At 40.1% G+C, this 21,510-nt stretch carries 25 protein-coding genes and 4 pseudogenes; 8 read left to right on the top strand and 21 right to left on the bottom strand.

The genetic code is table 11. The features are described 5' to 3' along the window. Positions 1-227 precede the first annotated feature (227 nt). Positions 228-662: a dUTP diphosphatase gene (locus RUW00_RS02990; protein WP_003154017.1), complete on the bottom strand. Its 435-nt coding sequence runs from the start codon at positions 660-662 to the stop codon at positions 228-230. 380 nt (positions 663-1,042) lie between these two features. Between RUW00_RS02990 and RUW00_RS02985 the strand changes: the two genes are divergently transcribed. The 5 genes from RUW00_RS02985 to RUW00_RS02965 all read left to right on the top strand — a co-directional run bounded on the left by RUW00_RS02985 (position 1,043) and on the right by RUW00_RS02965 (position 5,458). Beyond that, on the top strand, positions 1,043-3,460 hold the full coding sequence (locus tag RUW00_RS02985; RefSeq protein WP_280145120.1) for a peptidase G2 autoproteolytic cleavage domain-containing protein: 2,418 nt from the start codon (positions 1,043-1,045) through the stop codon (positions 3,458-3,460). 169 nt (positions 3,461-3,629) lie between these two features. Further along, positions 3,630-3,779, top strand: coding sequence for a hypothetical protein (locus RUW00_RS02980; protein ID WP_014721286.1), 150 nt, complete (start codon positions 3,630-3,632; stop codon positions 3,777-3,779). A gap of 287 nt (positions 3,780-4,066) precedes the next feature. After that, the gene (locus tag RUW00_RS02975) at positions 4,067-4,603 is read left to right on the top strand and encodes a stress protein (protein WP_095272158.1); all 537 of its coding nucleotides are present in this window, start codon (positions 4,067-4,069) and stop codon (positions 4,601-4,603) included. 142 nt (positions 4,604-4,745) lie between these two features. Further along, positions 4,746-4,880: a hypothetical protein gene (locus tag RUW00_RS02970; protein ID WP_257722394.1), complete on the top strand. Its 135-nt coding sequence runs from the start codon at positions 4,746-4,748 to the stop codon at positions 4,878-4,880. Positions 4,881-5,359: 479 nt separating this feature from the next. Then, positions 5,360-5,458: a YjcZ family sporulation protein gene (locus tag RUW00_RS02965; RefSeq protein WP_003154022.1), complete on the top strand. Its 99-nt coding sequence runs from the start codon at positions 5,360-5,362 to the stop codon at positions 5,456-5,458. 164 nt (positions 5,459-5,622) lie between these two features. Here RUW00_RS02965 and RUW00_RS02960 read toward each other — a convergent pair whose 3' ends face one another. From RUW00_RS02960 to RUW00_RS02950, 3 genes are all read right to left on the bottom strand, one after another. Further along, positions 5,623-6,243 (bottom strand): lytic polysaccharide monooxygenase auxiliary activity family 9 protein, encoded by a 621-nt coding sequence (locus tag RUW00_RS02960; RefSeq protein ID WP_003154023.1) that lies wholly within the window; start codon positions 6,241-6,243, stop codon positions 5,623-5,625. Between the two features lie 213 nt (positions 6,244-6,456). Beyond that, positions 6,457-7,530 (bottom strand): LLM class flavin-dependent oxidoreductase, encoded by a 1,074-nt coding sequence (locus RUW00_RS02955; RefSeq protein WP_014418008.1) that lies wholly within the window; start codon positions 7,528-7,530, stop codon positions 6,457-6,459. A gap of 225 nt (positions 7,531-7,755) precedes the next feature. Further along, complete coding sequence (locus RUW00_RS02950; RefSeq protein WP_095272154.1) at positions 7,756-8,376, bottom strand: DUF3885 domain-containing protein; 621 nt, start codon at positions 8,374-8,376, stop codon at positions 7,756-7,758. 285 nt (positions 8,377-8,661) lie between these two features. Here RUW00_RS02950 and RUW00_RS02945 point away from each other — a divergent pair, with 285 nt between their 5' ends. Then, positions 8,662-8,889, top strand: coding sequence for a hypothetical protein (locus tag RUW00_RS02945; RefSeq protein WP_095272150.1), 228 nt, complete (start codon positions 8,662-8,664; stop codon positions 8,887-8,889). A gap of 45 nt (positions 8,890-8,934) precedes the next feature. Here the strand turns inward: RUW00_RS02945 and RUW00_RS02940 are convergent, their stop codons facing one another. The 4 genes and pseudogenes from RUW00_RS02940 to RUW00_RS02925 form a co-directional block, all read right to left on the bottom strand. Beyond that, positions 8,935-9,414 (bottom strand): DUF4944 domain-containing protein, encoded by a 480-nt coding sequence (locus RUW00_RS02940; protein ID WP_280145119.1) that lies wholly within the window; start codon positions 9,412-9,414, stop codon positions 8,935-8,937. Positions 9,415-9,542: 128 nt separating this feature from the next. After that, the gene (locus RUW00_RS02935; RefSeq protein WP_050496162.1) at positions 9,543-9,878 is read right to left on the bottom strand and encodes a DUF3902 family protein; all 336 of its coding nucleotides are present in this window, start codon (positions 9,876-9,878) and stop codon (positions 9,543-9,545) included. Positions 9,879-10,006: 128 nt separating this feature from the next. Further along, positions 10,007-10,258 (bottom strand): annotated as a pseudogene (locus tag RUW00_RS02930) (hypothetical protein). Positions 10,259-10,371: 113 nt separating this feature from the next. Next, positions 10,372-10,521 (bottom strand): hypothetical protein, encoded by a 150-nt coding sequence (locus RUW00_RS02925; RefSeq protein WP_223257613.1) that lies wholly within the window; start codon positions 10,519-10,521, stop codon positions 10,372-10,374. Positions 10,522-10,895: 374 nt separating this feature from the next. Between RUW00_RS02925 and RUW00_RS02920 the strand changes: the two are divergent. Further along, a pseudogene (locus RUW00_RS02920) lies at positions 10,896-10,985 on the top strand (putative holin-like toxin). A gap of 202 nt (positions 10,986-11,187) precedes the next feature. Here RUW00_RS02920 and RUW00_RS02915 read toward each other — a convergent pair. The 11 genes and pseudogenes from RUW00_RS02915 to RUW00_RS22940 form a co-directional block, all read right to left on the bottom strand. Next, positions 11,188-11,526, bottom strand: coding sequence for a YolC/YozM family protein (locus RUW00_RS02915; RefSeq protein ID WP_017417859.1), 339 nt, complete (start codon positions 11,524-11,526; stop codon positions 11,188-11,190). A 215-nt stretch (positions 11,527-11,741) separates the two neighbouring features. After that, positions 11,742-12,203, bottom strand: a complete 462-nt coding sequence (locus tag RUW00_RS02910) for a GNAT family N-acetyltransferase (protein WP_017417858.1) — start codon at positions 12,201-12,203, stop codon at positions 11,742-11,744. Positions 12,204-12,298: 95 nt separating this feature from the next. Beyond that, positions 12,299-12,895: an SMI1/KNR4 family protein gene (locus RUW00_RS02905; protein ID WP_017417857.1), complete on the bottom strand. Its 597-nt coding sequence runs from the start codon at positions 12,893-12,895 to the stop codon at positions 12,299-12,301. Between the two features lie 54 nt (positions 12,896-12,949). Further along, complete coding sequence (locus RUW00_RS02900; protein WP_095272146.1) at positions 12,950-13,408, bottom strand: SMI1/KNR4 family protein; 459 nt, start codon at positions 13,406-13,408, stop codon at positions 12,950-12,952. A gap of 14 nt (positions 13,409-13,422) precedes the next feature. Beyond that, entirely contained in the window at positions 13,423-15,222 is a 1,800-nt protein-coding gene (locus RUW00_RS02895) for a T7SS effector LXG polymorphic toxin (RefSeq protein ID WP_017417855.1), read from the bottom strand. 327 nt (positions 15,223-15,549) lie between these two features. After that, positions 15,550-16,305 carry a GNAT family N-acetyltransferase gene (locus tag RUW00_RS02890; protein WP_095272128.1) on the bottom strand — a complete coding sequence of 252 codons (756 nt, stop codon included), beginning with the start codon at positions 16,303-16,305 and terminating at the stop codon, positions 15,550-15,552. 96 nt (positions 16,306-16,401) lie between these two features. Further along, positions 16,402-16,809 (bottom strand): UPF0715 family protein, encoded by a 408-nt coding sequence (locus tag RUW00_RS02885; RefSeq protein WP_280145118.1) that lies wholly within the window; start codon positions 16,807-16,809, stop codon positions 16,402-16,404. 181 nt (positions 16,810-16,990) lie between these two features. Next, a complete protein-coding gene (locus RUW00_RS02880; RefSeq protein WP_223204375.1) occupies positions 16,991-17,134 on the bottom strand; it encodes a hypothetical protein in 144 nt (47 codons plus the stop codon). A gap of 92 nt (positions 17,135-17,226) precedes the next feature. Beyond that, a complete protein-coding gene (locus RUW00_RS02875; protein WP_017417852.1) occupies positions 17,227-17,430 on the bottom strand; it encodes a hypothetical protein in 204 nt (67 codons plus the stop codon). A 435-nt stretch (positions 17,431-17,865) separates the two neighbouring features. Continuing rightward, a pseudogene (locus RUW00_RS22945) lies at positions 17,866-17,985 on the bottom strand (hypothetical protein); the annotation flags it as partial. A gap of 64 nt (positions 17,986-18,049) precedes the next feature. Continuing rightward, positions 18,050-18,234, bottom strand: a pseudogene (locus RUW00_RS22940) (carbonate dehydratase); the annotation flags it as partial. A gap of 295 nt (positions 18,235-18,529) precedes the next feature. On the opposite strand from RUW00_RS22940, the gene adhP reads away from it, so the two are divergent. Then, positions 18,530-19,546 (top strand): alcohol dehydrogenase AdhP, encoded by a 1,017-nt coding sequence (gene adhP, locus RUW00_RS02870; RefSeq protein ID WP_014417995.1) that lies wholly within the window; start codon positions 18,530-18,532, stop codon positions 19,544-19,546. A gap of 151 nt (positions 19,547-19,697) precedes the next feature. Here the strand turns inward: adhP and RUW00_RS02865 are convergent, their stop codons facing one another. Together RUW00_RS02865 and RUW00_RS02860 are read right to left on the bottom strand one after the other, a co-directional pair. Continuing rightward, entirely contained in the window at positions 19,698-20,198 is a 501-nt protein-coding gene (locus tag RUW00_RS02865) for a DinB family protein (protein WP_280145117.1), read from the bottom strand. 63 nt (positions 20,199-20,261) lie between these two features. After that, complete coding sequence (locus tag RUW00_RS02860) at positions 20,262-21,176, bottom strand: helix-turn-helix transcriptional regulator (RefSeq protein WP_280145116.1); 915 nt, start codon at positions 21,174-21,176, stop codon at positions 20,262-20,264. Between the last annotated feature and the right edge of the window lie 334 nt (positions 21,177-21,510).

Here is a 21,510-nt window from a genome sequence, read left to right as displayed (position 1 = left end):
AACATCAAAACAACTTCTATCCTTTAACCTAAAAAAGTCTTTCTGTTCAAAGAGACGGAAGGCTTAAATATTTGCTCTTGGCATAGACGGTTACGGAGCGGCCGCTTATTTCGAAGTCAAATTCGAACGTGACGTATGATTTCCCAATTCAAGAATCCCCGAAACAAATTGAATGTTACTGCTGTTTCCATAAAAAAAAGACTGCTGTTAAGCAGTCTTTTTTCGTTTTATTTCGTGCCTGTTGATCCCAGTCCGCCGCGGTCATTGTTCCCGAGCTTGTCTACTTCGATCAGCTCCACTTCAGGCATTTTCTTCATGATTCTGAATTGGCAGATCCGCTCCCCCTTGGAAATGTCGGTATCCCGAAGCGCGAATGCAGGAAAAAACCAGAAGTCATTGTCGCCTTTATATGATTCATCAATGACTCCCATTGAATTTGTCTGAATGATACCGAAATGCTTATATGTACTTGAACGCGGAACGACATGGGCCTCATATCCTTCCGGCAGTTCCATCGCAACTCCAAGCGGGATAAGTTTGAATTCACCTTTTTTGATTGTTATATCTTCAGCTGCCCGCAGATCAATCCAATCGCCCTGTTCAATTTTACTGATTCTCGTTTGCGTATCATCTGAATATTTAATTTTGATTTGTAAAGTCATGTTCGCTGCTCCTTTTGCTTCCCTATTTCAGTCGTATTAATGACCAATCCGTGCCCCATTATACCATTTAACTGATAAGAATGTTGATTTTGGTGTATATGCAGCCGAAGAGGAGGCACGGCGAAGTCAATGAGAATAAACCTAAAATGAGGGCCCTTCCTATCAGTTTTTTCCTCCATTTTCACATGACAGCTTCACTTACAACAATGCAAAGCTTTATATCCGTTCTTTCAACAGAGCTTTTTTTAAATTTCACCTTGGTTTCAAAAGGAATTTCGTTCTGAATAAAGAATTTGAAGAATAAGCGCTTTAAAGGGCGCGCGACTCTTTTCTGTCCCCTGCCTCAGGCGCTTATATCAAAAGAAAGAGGTGTCTTTAGAATGGTTCAATTTAAAAACTTTCCTGATCCGTCTTTAAACGCCCCATTGCAGTCTCGCCCTGCACATCCCTCTGAATTGGAGCATCTCAAAGCAAGGATGCAGAATTTTATTAAGCATTCCGCAACGGATGATAATCTTGAGATCGCAGATGCCCGGGTGACGGCGGAAGGAATGGTCACCTCACTTTTAAAAGAACGGCTTGATACAGAATACGAAATGCTTATGAATAAAATCACCCGGGAAGTGAATGTGGAGGACTACGGAGCGGTCCCTGACGGCCGGGACAATACGGAAGCCTTTCGGAGAGCGATCGGGAACGGCCGGGTCAAAGTAAATGTCCCCGCAGGAGAATTTTTGGTTCAAGGGATAAAACTCCCCTCATGGACTACCATTTCCGGTGAGGGACAAGGGATTACCGTGCTTAAGCTTCATGAGGACACTCCCGCATACGAATGGGTCATTACTAACGATGATTACGATAATGGAAACCGTAATATTTTTGTCCAGAACATGACTTTAGACTGGAATCCTGATCGTCAATGCGGGGTCAGGAACCCCGGAGGACAGTTTTCCAGCTGTTTAACGTTTGCTAATGTGCAATACGGCTGGATTAAGAATGTTGAAACGGTTAACGCGGGTCTCCATGGTATTGATATTACATCTCCGACTTACGATCATTTGCCTGAAACAGAATGGACGAAAGACGGCTGCCGATATATATGGATTGATAACTGTGTGGCATACGGCGCCGGAGACGACGGCATTACCACCCATTACAGCGAGTATATTTTCATTTCCAACTGCCATTCCGGAAACCCCCGCGGCACAGAGCATGCTGAGGGCAGCGCAAACTCGAACGGCATTGAAATTGACGACGGCTCTAAACATGTATGGCTTTTAAATAACTATACGAGCGGAAATATCCGCGGGATTGAGGTAAAGGCGCACAGCCTGTGGCCGGCTTCTCAAAATGTTCATATTATCGGTCATGTTTCGTATCGTGATGTACGTTCATTTGATATTCGTCATATCGGCCATCATCAGGCCTCAGACCCCGAAAGCACGACGGCTTATGATGTTACTTTAACCGATTGCACCGCGATTGAACCGGTATTCAATGCTCTCTATGACGGTGTGACCCCGAGGGCGCTGGTCATCTCTGCCTATAAAAACGTTAATGTAAACGGATTCACAGCTATTGGTGATCCCTCATACGACTATGGCGGGAATCCAGTCGTGGCTCTTCAATACCGCAGTCAAAATATTACGATTAACGGCATTAAAATACGCGGCTTTACACAAGCCGGTGTTGACATCAATATATCCGGCGGATCAAATAAAACCGATTATGTTAAAATTTCAAATTTTGATATATACAAGTCTTCTCCTAAAGGCATCTCAATCGGCGGAGGCCAATATAACGTAAATATTATGAACGGTACGATGATCGGAGACGGCGGTTCCGTCGGAATTACGTCCCCTAACAGTCAGGCCGTCATTCTCGGGGTGCAAGCGGAAGGTTACAGCGCGGCCGCATCTATAAAAGGACAGACTTATGAGCAGATCCCCGTCAATTTAAAGGGAGGCGCACAGCTCGCGACCAGCTCCGGTTTTGCATTCAACCCGACAAGCGCCGTTATTGCGGGAACAGGCGATATTACGGCCAGAGGTGACAGAAATGCGATCATCAGCTCTTCCGGAGGTTCAAGTTCTGAAGGTTCAAGGGCATTTATCGCCGCTTCAAACAATGTCCATATTACGGGCAGCAAAGTCTCCAGAACGATTCTATCATCAGAAAGCATTACATTGGAAGAACCATACACGGTTGCCGGAGGGCATCAGTCCATCAAATGGAAACTGGATTCAGCGGGCGGCCACGGTACGTTCGCCGGAGCTGTCACCTCTTCCCTGTCAGGGTACGGAGAATATTTTGAAAGTGTAACCGGCCAGACAATTCCCGCCGGGACGATCGTCACAGTGAAAGGCGAAAAAATTGAATCGGCTCACGTCGGAGATTACATGCTCGGCGTCATTTCAGAAACAGCCGCTTTTATCTCAGGAGCCGCAAGCTTCGGATGGCAAAGCCGCTTTTTGACAAACGAGTTCGGCGGTTTCATATACGAAAATGTGACTGACGAAGAAACAGGAGAAACGGTACGCGTGCCGAAACAAAACCCAGACTGCAGTCCGGCTCTTGAAGCTGACTATGAAGCACGCGCGGCCAGAGACGAATGGCACATTGTCGGACTCAACGGCCGGCATTACGTACGGGTCGACGGTACGGTCAGCCCGGGAGACTATATCACGGCCCATAACGGAATCGGGACTAAAGCCGCGGAAGGCTGGAAGGTATTGAAACTGACAGCCTTGTACAGTTCTGAAAAAGGGTACGGCATTGCAATTGCAGTTATCAAATAGGGTCTCAATATCAGGATCATCTCCTCTCTTTTCTATCGGGCGGGTATGATCCTGTTTTTTTATACCGAATGAGATGCCTCTTTTTCAGCATACCGTTTCATTTGTCCAAGCCATCCATGCTTTCTGTCATAGAATACTACCGTCAGATGAAAAAAGGAGGAATATGAGTATGGATATGGGTATGGATATGAACGGACATTATGATCACCACCCAAAGCAGCCTAAACAAAAAAAGAAGAAACAAGATAAAAAGCATCTTGATTATGATTACATCGTTGTTTATAAAAGAAAATGCAAAAAATGTAAAAAATGCTGCTAACTTGACATATCAACACTTTTTACACCCGGTAAACTCCGGGTGTTTTTCTTATTATATGGCGTTTCTCCGGGCTATTTTCACCCAAAATCCGGTCATCCTATCACAATACATAAAAAGACTCTATTATTTTCTTCCCTTTTCGCCTAATTAAAAGTATTTCATTTACAGAAAACAACACAAATAGAATGACATGACTTTTGAGAAAATCTACTCTTTGCTTGGTCAATTTTTCTGCGATACCATGAATTTGCAACAATTTTAAAAAATTTCCTCAGGAGGTCATAGCCATGAAAATCGCCAGAACGGTAGTCGGATCATGCTTAGCTTTATCTCTAACAATTCCTTTCACAGCCAGTGCCTCAGCAGCCAGTCAGTCTGAACAAGCAAACGCGCCTCACGTTTCACCCGTTGCAAATCCGCTAGAAAGTAAATTATCCCAAACAGCAGACCAAAACGTAAAAGCAGCAGGTGTTGATGCCGGGCTGAACGTAAACGTAGATGTTCTCGGAATCTCAGATCGCATTGCTGAAGCAGTTAAGTCAGATCAAAACCGAACCGGCTGGGTAAAAAATGTCATGGAAACAACATTTTACGCATCAGGACAGAAGTACAACGTCATGGTGTTCAATTTAAATCAAGAATATGAAGACCGCTTTAACGGCGTTCAGTTTTACGGATCAGCCGTTTATGACGGCATTACTTACGGAATCTGGGTCTTCGAAGACGGGTCCTTCGATAACAAAGGGGACGGGGGCTGGATCAATTGGGCATTCAGAGGGTGGTTCGATCGTGATAATCAGCATATTGAATTCCACAGACCTTAATACGGAGAAAACTTGCGGCAGCGCCCGCAAGTTTTTATTTTGATAACGGGATACTGCACATTTTTCACCGTTATAACGACTATACTTGAAGTGCGGGCTCCGATCGCAGCCCCGGTAAAGTCTTTCAAAGTGAGGGTATGCCATGTCAAAGTCTTTAAAAATAATGTTGTGGAGCATATTGGTGTTCATCATCTTGTTAGTGATTATCGGAATCGTTTCTTACAATCAAACACCGTCTGCAGAAAGCGCAGCAGAAAGAATGCTTTACAGCGTCTAATCAATGTTAAGCCTTCATCGGCTTTTTTTATTTACCGCAGAACACTTGAAGCTCTTCTATTTAGATCGTTAACGTTCCCATTCGGAATGGAGTATACGCGTGTATCATCAGGCAATCCGTTTTGATACATGGTTCCGATTATGCCCTTCGCATCTTTTTTCTCGATTCCTCATCACATTCCCTTTTTTCTTGCTACTGCTCTTGAAACCAACCAAAAGGTTCCAATCCTAATAGCTTGTTACTTTTTCATTTTAAAAAAAACGAGCAAACTGCGCATCCTCTTCGCAACTTCTCAATGTATGAGCATATCCGTTTCTATTACAGGAAGCAGTACGATTCCTCCTTTTACTCATTTTAACGGATGGTCATGTAAAGGAAATATAGACTAAAACCCTTTTTTCAAAAAGTAAACTAGCATCCCTATCAAACTTTTCATTTCGGCATAATATGTATTAATCCTCTTTAGGAGGTGAGATTATATGGGATTCTCAGGTGGTTATGGTAGCTCCTTTGCGTTAATCGTGGTGCTATTCATTTTATTAATCATCGTTGGGGCTTCTTTCCTCGGCGGTTATTAAGAATCCTCTTACCTCCGCATCCATGTCAGCAGCACCTCCATGATCGTACGGCGCCATAAATGAAATGTTTATGGCGCTCTGCTGTTTTTCCCCTTTTCATTCACACATAAAAACTAAAAAGATCGGCCGATGTATCAACATGCAGCCGATCAGTAATTCATAGATTATTGTGTAAGGTTTACATCGATGACGTTATAGAAGGCATTGGAAGTATCCGCAACGTCCCATACCCCTAAAATGACATGATACCCGCTTCGATCAGTCGGCACAAAAATCTTATGAGTCAAATTCGTATCTGCCTTGGAACCGTCGTGGTTTACCGTTCCGATTAATTCGAATTCATCTCTTGACAAAGGTTTATTCGGATTCCAGTTTTTCTTGGTGATATAATAGTGCCACTTTGATGTCGCATGAGGGGCCGTGTAGTACCAAGTAAAGGTGTTAAAACCGCCGCGGATGTTTTGTTTTACCCAATAATCTGCAGTCTGCTTGTCTAAACCGAAGTCAATTTGTCCTGATCCCCCATTTGCAGACGCAATTCTTCCATCCGGCGGACCTGCAGCCGGAAACCCTTTTGGCCCTTCTACAGACTGAGGATTATCAATGACGGAGCCATATTTCTGCGCAGCGGCCGTCCAGCCCAATGTTTGTTTCTCTAATGCCCCCATGTACGCTCTGCTGACGGGCTCTTTTATATACCCGTGCGCAGATGCATCACTTGAATAGAAAGCGCCTCCAATACCAAGAGTAACAGTTAAAACTGCAGCTTTGACTAAACCCTTCATTACTGCATCATCCTCCCTCTTTTGTTAATAAAAACCTTTCGGTATATACACTTCACGATGGAGGATGAAATGACCTTCCTTTTCTTGATAGGAAAAAGCAATGAGGTTCGCGCTTTCCCCTTTGTTTTTTATAATCATAAAGAAAAAGCCGGGCCGATTCTGTTGTCGAATCCGCGATTGCCAAAAACCGGCCCGCCCCTTTTGCTCAGAACTTCATTCGCTGGATTTGCCGGTTTCTTTTCGGATAACCGGTGCTACTTCCGCTGCTAATCGTTCGATGTTTTCCGCGGCTTTTTTAAACGGCATACCTCCTATATCGATTTGCGCGAGAAATCGCTGATGTCCGAATAACTCGTATTGATGCATGATTTTTTCAATGATCTGCTGTGAGCTTCCCACAAATAAAGCTGTTTCTTTTCCGGACGCCCGTTCAAAATCTTCCTTCGTTAAAGGCTCATCGATCCCGTGATATGAATGAACATGAGACCAGTAATTTGAATGGTACGGGTAAAATTCTTGTATTGCCTGTTCATTCGTTTTTGAAATGAACATATGTCCGGTTACGGCAACCTTCACATTTTCCGGAGGATGACCGGCTTTAGAAGCCGCTTCCCGGTATTTGTCAACAAGCGGCTTAGATGACACCGGATCACCGCTCAGTACAGCTAATGCCAAACCCGCACCTGCACGCCCGGCCCGTTCTGCGCTTTCCGGAGTCCCCGAAACACCTAACCATAGCGGAATGCTTCCGCGAAAAGGCCGAGGAGAAATTTCTGCCTCTCGCAGCGGCGGCCGGTAACGTCCTTTCCAGGTAACCGATTCTTCCCCGGAATTTAATTTTAAAAAAAGGTCAATGTGTTCTTCAAACAGTTCTTTATAATGGCCTACGTCATAACCGAAAAGAGGAAACGAGTCTAAAAATGCGCCCCGTCCCGCAATGATTTCCGCCCGGCCGTCTGAAATCAGATCAAGCGTTGCAAAATCCTCAAATAAACGGACGGGATCTGCGGTGGATAATACAGTCGTGGCACTGGTCAGCTTAATATTTTCAGTGATCTGTGAAATCGCTGATAAGATGGCCGGCGGCGAAGATACCGCATAATCAAGACGATGATGCTCGCCTACACCGAATACATCAAGCCCTGCGTCGTCAGCCAATTTCGCCAGCTTCATCAATTCATCTATCCGCTGCTTTGCGCTGACTGTTTTCCCTGTCAGAGGATCGGGATATAATTCTGCAAATGAATAAATTCCAATTTCCATACAATCACGGTGTTCAGCCCTCACATTTCTCTCCTCCTGCACTGTGTAAAAAAGCTTTTATGTTATTCTATTCAGCCGTTTTACAAATAGGAATTCGTTCAAAATAAATACAGAAGCTTAACATGCAGAAGGTCGGTATGAGAGGAAAAAAAGTTTCCGGCGCCCTTCAATTCAGCCCATTACACTCATGCAGCCGGACTAGGCAAGAACAAAGCCGGCACAAGCGGATTCGAATTCATGTGTTCATTTTCAGTCCAATTCAATCCAATCGTGATATTGATCATAAAGCTTTCGTATTCTTCCGGCATCAAGAGCAATGACTTCACACCCTCTGTCATCATACAGAAAGAAAATAATATCTTTTGTCATATTCACAAAGAAAACATCAGGATATCCAACGGAACAGCCCCCGAACCTTGGCTTCAGCGGAAAATCTTCGTGGACGGCTGCCTTAAGTAATTGGGGGATACGCAGATCTTTCCGTTTACATAATAAAGAAAACTGCTGCATTTCATATTCTTCTTCGACCGGGCATTGACAGGTCTTCACTTGAATCCGATATAAATCATCCTTACACTTCAGAAACGGCTGATAAACCTTTAATTTTCTCGCGTAATTACCTTGAGTTTTGTGCTTATACACGTTTGCAACAAGAAACAAGTCATCGCTATGTTCAAACAGCTCATTGAAAAGTGCGGCGGTTTGATGATGAACAAGCTGAAAATACTCAAGATTCAAAGCACCGCTTTCATTAAATTGATACATATTGCCGCCGAGAGAAAAATGAATTCCCACATCCCATTGATGATAAATGCCGGGCACTAATTTTAAAGTCGGGAACCTTTCCTTCAGATAATCATTTATTTTCATACAAACATCTCACTTTCCGTTTCCCGCTCAAGAAGCAGAAGAAGCCGAAAACATTCCGCTTATTTCTTTTTCACCCTTGTAATATTATTCCGATTGGAATACAATGAAATGGAACACTGTGAACCCCATTGATCAGGGTGGATGCTGGTCACATTCATCCTGATCCTTTCTTTTACACAAGATCGCCCCAACTTTGAACCCCTCCGTTTCCAACCTTATTCATTGATGTTACATATATTTCAATGGTATTATTTTCTTATACATAAGCATCAAGAGGTATCCGCTTTGAACAACATCAGAAGATTAAGAGAATATTTCCGGTCTCACCGTAAAATAAGTCTGGCTGCAGACTTGCTTACGGCTGTATTGCTTATCTCATTATCCATTCTTTTTAACGGACGCCGGCAGGGAGCTGTTAATGGTTTCTTTATGTATGTCTTAGTAAGTAATTTTATCGGCTCCAATGCCTCTTTTATCGACTTCAGCAAATCGAGGAAAAGCAAACAAAAATAAAGGCTCTGGTCAAAAAGAGGGTTATACCGCCCTCTTTTTATTCTTTCAGTCATACCAATGCGTTCTTTTCAGGTTGAATTTTTCTGAATAGGACTCATGATCGGTTTTCCATACTGCTTCAACAGTGATTTCATGACCGATCACTTCATTTTCCGGCATATATTCAAACGTCTGAATATGGTCTTCTCCCGTTCCGCCGCCTTCTAATTTCTCTCCGGTGTATTCTGAAAGATGATAGTCTTTATCTTCACCATATTTCCGGCCGTCAACAAATAATGTTAATCTCTTAATCACCGTGTTCTTTTCATTCACTTTATTACCTCTGTAATACAAATTCAAGACATAGTTAGGGCCGATAGAGGTCTTGCCTGATTTTTCGATTGACGCTTCCCACGTCTTGCTTTGGCTATAGCCGATATATTTGACTTTTTCTCCTGAAATTAAAGAAAACAGTGCACATCCGGCTGCTATTATGAGAACAGTGATAATAACCAGCAATGTTTTAATGACTTTACGTTTTTTCATGACATCCCGCCTTTATCATTTAGAACGTATGAATATTAGAATTGTTACATTTAATTTGAAAGAATAATAAAAAGGGATTCTAATCCCAGGAATAAAAAAATACTAAGAAGATCATATTCCCCTTAGCTTCACATCCCAGATTGCCATGCAATAATGATAAAAGTCGTCCAAAAAGTTGTGACTAAAATAAGCATAACGGTTACAATCATTAAAATGAGACAACTTATTGTTAGAATTGAATCTTTGTTTTTGTTAAGAATCAGAGTAACCACTGATCCTGCAGCAAATAGATACGACAAAACCGCACCGACCCAATACCACAACATAGAGTCATTGCTCCAGTAAGCCATTGACTGCATATAAATACTGAATATAAATCCTGACAATGCTAATAGAAACGAAACTAAATTTGATTTCAAGTTAGAGTTCCTTTCTTCATAAGTTTTATTTTTAGGCACGGTCATACATCTGATAACACCTTTATGCGATATGCTTCGCCGCTTTGTCTGCATATTTTAATTCTTATTTCGTTTTTAAATATGTTTACTAAAACAGAAATCATATAAAGTTCACCTGAAACGCCGATTTAAAATTAAATAGATGTTTTATACGCGTTAATGGCTTGATTTCTCAAAAGCATATTATCTTTCGTAACCATTCCGAGATTGTATGCTTGTTTGATGATATCCAGCACTTGATTATCGGTTTCAGTTACAGCTCGTCCACCAGTTATTCTGGATTTCCAGTAATCAAACTGGTGATTTCATTCTGAACTGCTTTTAAGGTTTTGATTATCAACCACTTTTCCATTCTCGAGCGCTTCTTTCAATTCATCAAAATGAATTGAACATTGCTGATTCGAATGACTTCCTGCACCTTCTGTCGCTAAACTGCAAAACGCTAAAAACTTCGGACTTTCGTGGTATTATTCATCCTCTCTCAAATTTTACAACGTTACTATAAATGATTTTCATTTTTTCCAAGCCCTTCAACTTGAATCTCATTTGAAGGAAGTTCGTTCATTGTAATTTCAATGTCTATCACTACCCTGTTTTGCCCAAGTATAGCATCATATTTGTATATGTTTGCTTCACCTTTGTATAACAAATTCCTTCCGCCTTTGGCTTTAATGACGGTTGAATTTGAGCCCATAAAGGGGCCTTTAAGATGTAACGGAAGAATCTGAAGACTGAAGCTTCAGCAGCTTCTGTATCAAAGTGACAGCTAGTGCAAGTATTACACACCTAAGCATTTTTCAATTCTGTAACTACCTGGTATTATTTCTCACGTTATTTATCGGTAATTCTATTGATAAATTCAACTCAAATACAAAAAGAACCTGTCTCTAACAAGGTTCTTTTCGTTTTGGTAACTGTATATTGTTTTTAACGACATATAAATGGAACTAGTGTATAATGTTTTCTGAATATTAGGCGTTTACGCTCAAGGGAGTCTTGCTCATCCCCTATGGAAAGGAGGTGATGCTTATGTCAACATTTCAGGCATTAATGTGAATGCTTGCATTCGGGTCGATTATAATCGCCCTGTTGACGTATATAAATAAAAAATAGACCTCCCTTGAGCCTGGAAACTTAAAGGGTTGGGCAACTTTTTGTACAGAGCCGGGGTGCTGCCAACACCCTGGTCTTTTTATTATGCATTTCTTATTAAAGAAATACACTGTACCATGGAACCATTGAAATGATTTGCAATACTTTTGTTTATTGGATATCACCGTTATTTTATTTAGAGCCTAGAAGAAGCTTTAATGTATCAATGTGCTTCAACACTTTCCAAATACTTTTCATGTTGTCTTTCTAAAACATTAATATCCTTTTTAATGATCTCAACTTTATATTCTTCTTTAACTTCCTCAGATAAGTTATCGTTTAAATAGCGCCGTAATTCTTCTTCACTTTTTGTTTTATCCATACCAATTGATATGACTGGGTCTGTTTCTCCAATCCCAAAGCTAAATAAGTCAAATTCATCCCATGCGCTTTCTAATACTTCCTCAGTGGATTTTTGATGTTTAAAAGAATGTGTAACTGCGCCATACATGAACACAGAAAAACAAACAATGATCAAGACCCCAATTAATTTCTTTTTCATTGTCTCCTCCTTTCATTTCAAGAATACCACAAAATACAATACATGGAAAAAACAATTCCTCAACCAACAGTATCCTATTTCATTACGGGTTGGTTTTGAGAGAATAAATGCTAATCCGCATCTTAAATAACGATCCAATTAGATTAGTTTAAGTTACCGTCTATCACCGTTTGTGAAACTAACCTCCCACACATTCACCATAATTCTCGGGAATTTTATTTTAATACTTTAAGGAGTTTTACATATTCACCATATTCATCTTCACCAAGAAATAATACGGTTGTAAAGCCCTTCTTTTCATATAGATGTCTTGCGTTTAAGTTATCTGTATCTACACCAAGTGTTATTTCCTCAAATCCAAGTTGTTTAGCATAATCAATCAAATAATCAACAATAATACCGCCTATCCCGCAATTTCGATATCCTTCTTTAACAATCATACGAGATAGATAAATGCGTTTATCCGGAATGGTATAATCTGGGTCATCGTTTTGAAAAACTAACGATCCTTCTCCTATAAACTCGTCATTCACTGAGTAAATAAAAGTAATTCTGTTTCCGCTTACTAATTCGTCATAAAACACCTTAGCCATTTTCTTTTTCTTTTCCATGTCCCAAATATTATTACACTTATGGTATTCTTCGGGTTTTAATTTCTTTATTTGGTACGAATCCATAACCTCTCTCCCTTTTTATAATTAGTTTCTATCGAAAATAAAAAAGCTCTTTTTCTGAGAGCTTAACTTTGCAATACTTTTCCTAAAAATAAAAGCTAATTGTCCTTACCAAAGAGCAATTTTCCAAAATCATTGTCTAAAATCTCAATTTCCACATCACTCCCATGTTCATTAGTTTCAATTGGTTCATCTACTAAACTTAGAATAAACTCTTCAAAAGAGTTGGCAATAAGGAAAAAGTCTTTATCGGGGTGACTTAATTCATGATCCCAAAACAATATCTTTTCATTATCGATATCCATGCATATTTCATTCCCACCTGCCGAGCTTGCTATAGGAATAATATTTCTAGGAAAGCGATCAGAATATGTATCGATTGCTTTCTGAAGACTGCTATGATCGTTCGCTAAACCATAAAAACCCTCTAACAATTGTGTATCATCTCCCTTACCCATCCAAGGATCTTTCTCTATAGGTTTGTAGCAAACGTCATACTCAATCTCATCTGTTGTTTTTTTACTTTCTAAATAACAGCCTCCATATCCCTTCAAAAAATCCTTATAGTCGGAAGGCAATTGATTACCTAAATTTCTTTCAATTTCTTTGAGCTGCTCGTTTGTATTAATGCTAGGATCTGTGCCAGCATTAATCGTAAACTCTTTCAACTTTTGTTTGATCTTAGTGAAGCTCATTTTAATACTCCTTCATATGCTATGGAAAAACAGATATAGACCTTCTTTTTAGTTTTAATCGTCCCAGTCCTCATCATCGATCCAGTCGTCTTTCGATTCTTCAAGCTCTTCTATTAAAAACTCTTGGAATGTCCTAGCAACTTGTTTACCATATCCCTCTTGGTTATCCCAAAGAATGACTGGGCATTCTCCATCTGTCATCTTGTTAGTGTCAAGACAATAAGAAAATTCATCTACATATTCGATCACTACAAGACCATCGGAAAGGTTATAATATTTTTTATATTCATTGGTCTGCTCGACAACTTCAGCGCCGTGAGAGTCATATCCGAGAATCATTGTTCCGTATGCTCCCCCTGAACCATACTCAGTTAAAAACCATTTATAGCTGTCTGGAAGAGTTACATTGAGATCCTCTTCTATTTCTCTAATCTGATCTTCAGTGACTCCCCCCGTGAGAATTGAATTTTCTTTATTTTCATCAAAGAAAGTTTTTATTTTCGAATAATCCATTAAACTTTCACCTCTTATTCTTGATTCTCAAATTGCTGAGCTCTCCATCTCCAATACCTTCTTCTGAAACTTTTATATTGTTTATCAAGCACAGGAGCATTTCTAAAACTCTGTCCATTCCCTTTTAATCCATGCAAAACATCACTGTACTTATTATGCCAGCTTTCAGGTATCTCCAGCATAGTACCAGGCTCTTCTTGAATTAAGTGATGTAAATTTATTTGCGTGCCATCTTTAGCAAAAGGAGCATTACCATTTTTCATCAGTTGAAGATTCGTAAAGCCTTTACGATTTTTTTGATTAAGGTCAATATCTTTCATTGTGTATACTCTACGGCTTACATCTCTAGGCTCTCCTTTAACTTTTACCTTGCCGTCTATTTCATAGGCCTCATACTTCTCTTTATTTAACCAAGGGACATTTACTTTCTGACCAGTAAATGGCTTTCTGCTTTCATCCAATTTCTTTGCATTGGACAAAAGTCCATTTTTAAGGTTTTGGCTGTTAACCACATTGTATGGTACGTTATCAGCCAGAGCAAGATCATACTTAGAGTTATAAGGAAGCAAATCTGAAATCTTAATGTCCTTAATTTTCTGACCTGCCTGTCCTGCCTTGTTTATGACCTTCCCCGCCGCATCAGCTTTGTTAACGGCTCCTGCGCCTTTTGTTCCGACGACAGCCACAGCCACTGAACCGACCGCATATGTCACCCATCTTGATCTGGAATACGCATCTCCATTTACCATATCCTTTTGATATGATTCCTCAATAGCTGTTGAAATGGAATTATACGTGTTAATCGGATGAGCAACTGCCCCTATGATACCTTCAACAACTTCATCAGGCTTGCTGATCAGCTGCCATAAACCTGTTACCGTGTCTTTCCCGACATCATAAAGGCCGACACCAGCTCCTTTTAAAATATCCCAAGTCACTTCTCCGGCTTCTTCCATCTGTTTTGCTTGTTCAAGCTGAATGACATATTGCTGTTGGGAAGGTTCAAGGTTTTCATAGCCGATCTTCTTCGCCATTTCCAAATATTCATCCGGATCGGTGACACCAGCGGCCAGCTTTTTCTTCAGATCCTTGATTTCCCGCTCCTTCGCTTCTTCCTTTTTAATCGTCAAATAATCATCCGAATGTCTTGCAATCTCGCCTTTTTTCTTATGTATGTCACTTTCCCTGTATGCCTTGGCGTTATAGTGAAGCGGAGTGGCGTTTTTTCCTTGGCCTGTTGCGTTTTGGAGCTGCTGAAAATCTGCCTGAATGAAATGTTCGTTTGCCTCGGTTTCTGCGTATTCTTTCGTTAGATCGTGATCAAGCTTGCCGAGCTTATGTACAGTATCGTCCCGTTTTTTGTCTGCTGATTCCAGCTTTTGATCGACATCTTCTGTCGAGAAAACTTCTAGATGAATGATATCGCTGATTTCATCAAGGATACCTTTCATTTCATTGCGCTGCTCCTGCATGATGGCTTGTGATGTATTCTTCGCATGAATCAGCTCATGTTCTAAAAATGACTCTTCCACAAACGAATCAGCTAATCCGGCATCAGCCACTTTTCCTGAAATACTGTTAAGAAACGCAATCTTCATATCGATCAGATTAAGCCAGCTGTCTGTGACACCGGCGTGGTCTTGAAAAAAGGCTTTGATGTTATCAGCACCTTTACCTGAAAACTCACTGTCGTCTAGATCAGCCATTCCCTGAAACGCTTTTCTGAGATTGATAAATTGTTCTCTAATCTGATCGTATTCTTTTGCTCGTTTCTCCGCTGCTGAAATGAACGAGGATGCTTCAAATACCTTCATTTACGTCTCCTTTCCGCTTCTTTCTGTCTAAATTTTACCATAGGATATAATGCCTGAAGAACTTCTTTTTTGTTGCGTTGAACTTTCTCCGTTCATAAAAATAACCATCAAACTGATGTTTTCTCCCGCAAGTCAAATCGGGGAAAATGCATCGGCTGATGGTTATAAAGAATATGGATCCCAGTCTTAAATGCAGGGAAGTGAGATAACGAATACACCTAGATGCCTTCATATGTGACAACCCAATATTATTCATGCCAAAAACAGCTAACAGCGCAGTAAAGGCATTACAGAATTCATTTCCCTCGAAGTTATTCTTAAGATAGTTTAAATTAAGCTATTGAGTATTTTTTCAAACTTATTCACGCTCATCATCTCATGAGTGAGAAATATCCCATTATAAAACACGCTGAAAGTCGTCCAAACTGCCGGGGATTTTTGCGCCATATCTTTTGACGTTATTCGCCGGGCCTGAAAATGTAGTCCTTTCTTTTCAGTCAGTTCCTTTACATCCTTTAACAATCCGACTGCAAATGGGCATTGAGCTGTATAAAATATTGTGATTCCCTCATCATTAACGGAATTACTTTTCACCTGTTTTTTAAATACAGGAGGATGTGCATGTTCATTCCACGTCAGTGACACCAACTGAAAATAGGGTTCTGCTTCATCTTGCACAGCAAATCCCATATGCTCGAAGAAATGCTTATCACTTAAATAAGGGAGTTTTTTCTTCCCCACTATATGAACTATCCCATCCATACCGCGGGGTTTTGCATTTGACACACATTTTTCTAACAAGTGTTTGGCATGTCCGTTATTCTTATATTTACCTGAGACCCACAGGCAATTAATAAACATAAAATTAGGTGCGCTTACCGGAATCCACGCTTCTTCTGCAGGTAAATATTCAATAAAAACATTTGCCCGTTCGTTTAGGCGATAGAACACCAAGCCATCAATCATTCGATCTTTGAGCCAGCTCTTCTTTTCATTTACCGCATCCTCATATTGTTTCGTGCCTAATGCACAGCAAATATGATTGTCATCAATATTGCCCCTAGTCAACTCAATGTATTCCATTTTTCCTCACCCACTTTCTGGATTCATCACATGAATTTCAATTTGAACAATGCAGACTGGGCATGGCGCTAGTCGGTCTTTTTTAGAACATCAGCTTTACTTCTGGGGAGTATTGTAATTTCTCAGAAATATAGAGTCCCAGAACCAATATATGAACGCAGCAACAATGCTCATTATGTAATAAATGAAAGTGCTGAAAACTGCGAAATCAATTGGCGGATTATCTATGTACCAGAACAAGAACACAGCTAAAAAAGCGACTGCTGTATAAATGAAAAGATGAACCAAACTAAACTTTTTAGGCTTCTTTCTTAGCCATAGTTGCACAGGAACAGCAAACAAAAGGTAAGTAATAAATGCGTAAAAAGCAATGATAACCACAGTAACCAATGCAAATGGCACAAAACCCGAGTATACAAACATATATAGCCCGAAGATCAAACCACTTGAAAAAGCCAATGTGTAGGTACAGCTTTGACTTTTGCTCCAAGACGCTGCTTCCATATAGTTCACCTACTTTTTATCAAAATACATTTCTCATTTTTTCCTACTGTTTAAAATCAATATATATCCATCACTTTAAAAGATCTATGTTTTTTGGCAGATCATCAATTCACTATCTTAATATCCAGAAATTTTATTGCCATTAAAAAAAGGTCAAGGAAATACCTTGACTGTGTATCGCTCACCAATCTGCATCCGGTTCATCGTGTTCGAATTCGTAAAAGCCTTTAATCCACACTTCTCCGCAGCCGGCTCCTTTTGTGATCAATAAGTAATGATTTCTGTTTGCATCACCATTCACCTTATCAGCCGCGCTCAAGTTCAAATGATTACCCGTGAAATTCTTTTCACTAAGGGTAAAATCATATCCTGCCAGTGTAATTCTCTGCAGTTTAAGCTCAAATATCGGCAGAAATATTATGACCACAAATTCAAAGCAAGAAACGACAGCCCCCATGCAGATAGACCAAACATTACAAAGAACCTAAGCAAAGCTTCGAATTTTGTAAGTCTTCGCTCCCTTTTCGTTTTACCTAATTTCCAATAAACGGCGTAGCAGGAAAACACCAAAATGAGTTGTCCAAGTCGCGACACAGATTCTAAGAATTCTATACCATTCATTGATTTTCACCTCGTTTATTTAAACAGAAAGTCTTTCTTACAGCGTTTATCCAAAGCACTGATTTCTTCGGTTATAAAAACCGCTTGAGGAATTTGTTTGTAAAATGGTTTGCCTGCCGCTTGATAAAAACAGCCCATCCTTACTCCCCATGTATCAATCAATATAAATTTTATTATCTCAGATGGAAAGACGATTTCCAACAGTTATGTAAAAATAAGTAACTGTAATATGCTAATTGTATAAGAAAAGTTGTCTGTTCCAGCAGAACCACGAGTGCTGCATTTCCCATTAAAGCGCTAAAGGAAAATTATAAAAGAGCCGATTTTAGGCTCATTCGCGAAGCTTTATCATTTTATTTTTATGATTGTATACTCCTGTCAGTCTTACTGGAATAAATTTGCGGGAAGATTAGTTTTAATCCGCCGCCCTGCTCACCTTCGAACCTTCTTGCAGCTTCCCCACAAATAAATATCCAGATGAACAGCTTTCACCTCTTCCCTTTGTGAATCCCTGTGTGAAATCTGACTCTTCCCAAAACTTATCTGGCCTTGCATCGTGGAGCGCCAATTCTCATGCATCAATTTAATTAATCCAGGATATTCGTATTTTGCTTTTCTGTTAGCTGAATAACGCTTTATAAGAAGCGGGGAATTCTTGATTTACGCGCTGCACTTCCAATGTAAATTCACGTTCCTCTTCTGTCACTCGTCTGAGTCTGTCAGCTTTTTTTGTGTATCTATGTCGGCACCTGGAGGAACGAACCGATTCGGTGCAATTCGTACACCATTTGTGATAACAGCATTATTTTAGGGTATCTTTGAACCGGATTAAATGATGTAACAGGGTTAGGGCTGATAAAGGGCAAAAACTTAGTGAGCCGGTGATTGTCTCCTTTGAAAACGTATCTATTTATGTATATATGTAAATTCTGTGCATTTGGAGATGACAAATCATCAATAGAATCCTCCCTGCACAGCTCCCTCAATTTTTGTAGAGACACTTATCCGCAAAAATGTAAGGGTTTTCAAAAGCGGAGCAGTGTGCTAAATTGTAAGATAAGTAAAAATTTTCTGCGAATATTTGAAAGGGGTGTATGATTTGAAAGCAGTAGTAGCAACAAAAGACAAAAGTATAGCGATCGTACAAAAAGAATTACGTCCTTTGCGACATGGTGAAGCCAAAGTTAAGATGGAATACTGCGGTGTATGTCATACTGACTTACATGTTAAAAATGCTGATTTCGGGGATGTTACTGGCGTCACTTTAGGTCATGAGGGAATAGGCATTGTAACTGAGATCGGTGAAGGTGTAACAAGTCTGAAAAAGGGCGACCGCGTCTCTATTGCCTGGATGTTTGAAAGCTGCGGCTGCTGTGAATATTGCTTAACTGGCCGTGAAACCTTGTGCCGGGATGTAAAAAATGCCGGCTATACAGTTGACGGCGCAATGGCTGAAGAAGCAATCGTAGCGGTTGATTATGCAATAAAGGTGCCGGAAAATTTAGATCCTGCAGCAGCAAGCAGCATTACTTGTGCAGGTGTAACAACTTATAAAGCGGTTAAAGTCAGTGAAATTAAACCAGGTCAATGGATCGGTGTATTTGGAGTCGGCGGTTTAGGCAACTTGGCTGTTCAATATGCAAAAAACGTCTTTAACGCTAAAGTGATCGCTTTCGACATTAGCGATGAAAAATTGAATTTTGCTAAGAGCTTAGGCGCTGATGCGGTTGTAAACAGTTTAAACGAAGACCCCGTCGCTAAGGCAAAAGAAGTGACTAACGATTCAGGGCTTGATGCTGTGGTCATCACGGCTGTCTCTAAAACCCCTTTCAATCAAGCGATTGATGTTGTAAAAGCAGGAGCCCGTGTAGTCGCTGTCGGTTTACCGGTGGACAAAATGGATTTAGATATTCCCCGTCTCGTGTTAGATGGGATTCAGGTAGTAGGTTCATTAGTAGGTACCAGAGAAGATTTGAAGGAAGCTTTTCAATTTGCTGCAGACGGTAAAGTTGTACCTAAAGTGACAAAACGCCCGATCGAAGATGTGAATGATATTTTTGAAGAAATGGAGCAAGGTAAAGTGACCGGCCGCATGGTTATCGATTTTACTTCCTAATCATTAAGGCTGCCGGGAATGATACGGCAGCCTTTGATCTCGATTCTTGCTCAGCGCCTCACCCAGACTGAATGAGACTTTGGCATTTTAGTTCAGGAAAGAAACTTTACAGACCATTCGGCGGTTATTCATTTTGCAAGTATTCTCTGAACTAATCCTGATACCAATATAATGCAAGGTCATTCATTGCCGAAGCGTAGCCCTGCTGTCTTAACATAGTTGTTATGCTGCCCCGATGATAAGTTCCGTGATTGGCAACATGGAATAAAATTTCTGAGTAAGCAGTTTCTCTGTAACCTAACCAAGGATTATTTAAGTTCATTTTTTGTTCTAAATCTGTTTGGCTATTCATCCATTCTTCAAACTGTGAAGCCAGTTCTTCATAAGACGCCGCAAATTCATCTGCAGAATATAAATGAGTCCTTTCTGCATAAGCCATAGAACCTTCCAATGCTTCCTGCATGTCTATTCCTTTAAGTACTTGCAGCCACATAACATCCACCGCGCAAATGTGACTGAACGTTTGAGCAATTGTAGGATATGAACTGTGAACCTCTTCATAAAGGACATTACTTGGTAATTCCTTTATTCTTTCTAATAACGCTTTATTCGCCCAAACATGGTACTGATACATGTTTTTCACATGGTTCATTTAACATCTCTCCTTTAAAGTTGATACTTGTGATTATAAAAAAAGATATATGACAGCAGATTGTCATACATCTTTATAAATTTTCATTATTTTTTCAGCTTCATCCATTAAAATTGATTGCAGTTCCACCGGTTTTATAATTTTAGCGCCACTGCCAAAGCTCAAAAGAATTGATTTAAGCCATCCGGCATGCTGAGGCCGATACACAGAGATTGTAAACGTCATACTTCCATCTCTGTTCATGACTTTTGAAGCGTTCTGAAATTGATCTATTACTTTAGCTATGGAATTAGGATTAACCCAAATGACTACATCCGCAAACCCTCCCAGGTCGGATTCTGAATAAGATGGTTCATCTTTCACTTTGTGACTGCGCAAAAACTCTTCTTGAGTAAGCGTTATATTCATCATACGTGATACTCTAAATTCTCTATCATCTTGACGTTCTCTGCAGAAGCCATATACATACCAATTACGAAACTTATAATGAAGGTGGATAGGTTCTACTTCACGTGATGTAAATTCATTTTTATTACTGACATAATCAAAGCGTACTGCCTTTTTTTCCTGTATAGCTTTTCGCAGCCGGATTAATGAATTCGGTTCTGTTCTAAGGCTTTCCAAGTTAACATACAAAGTCCTGCTGCTTTCGCTTGTATCCAGAGATTTTAATCTATCTATCGTGTGTTCAACTTCCTTATCTTCAAAAACACTCGACAAACTGCTTAATACTGTAATTAAATTCAATACATCATGAGAACCGATTAAACTTTTATCAAATTTGTATCCTCTCATTATCCCAAAACCGCCGTTAGCCCCTTGGTATGAAACGACTGGTATTCCAGCTGCACAAATCGCTTCGATGTCTCTATAAATTGTCCGCGTTGATACTTGAAATTCATCAGCTAAACTGGAAGCAGATAAAATTTCATTATGTAAGAGCTTGAATATGATTGATAACAAACGTTCTAATTTCAATTCTCAATTCCTTTCCTTATTAGAGTTGGAAGTGCTCTTTTTGCTCTCTGACACTGCCGCTCACCTCCTGTCACTTCAAGAAACCACGCAGAAAGCTTAATTTTTCCACCTAACCGCATAATACGCGAATACCATATGCTTTATACTTTGCAACCCCGATAAACCCTTCTATCGCTTCATCTGATATTCAATAAAACGCCTGTTAAACCTTTGCTTATGTATACAGCTTCATCTTCACTGAGTAATTTGAGGCCCAATTAATCTACATAATAGTTCACTGAATCTCTCAACAATTTTAGAAGAGATGTTCGTTCAATCGACATCCTTGTGATAT

It is taken from the genome of Bacillus sp. IS1 (genome assembly GCF_032461585.1).
Lineage (GTDB): Bacteria > Bacillota > Bacilli > Bacillales > Bacillaceae > Bacillus > Bacillus velezensis.
This window is presented reverse-complemented; position numbering and strand designations above follow the sequence as displayed.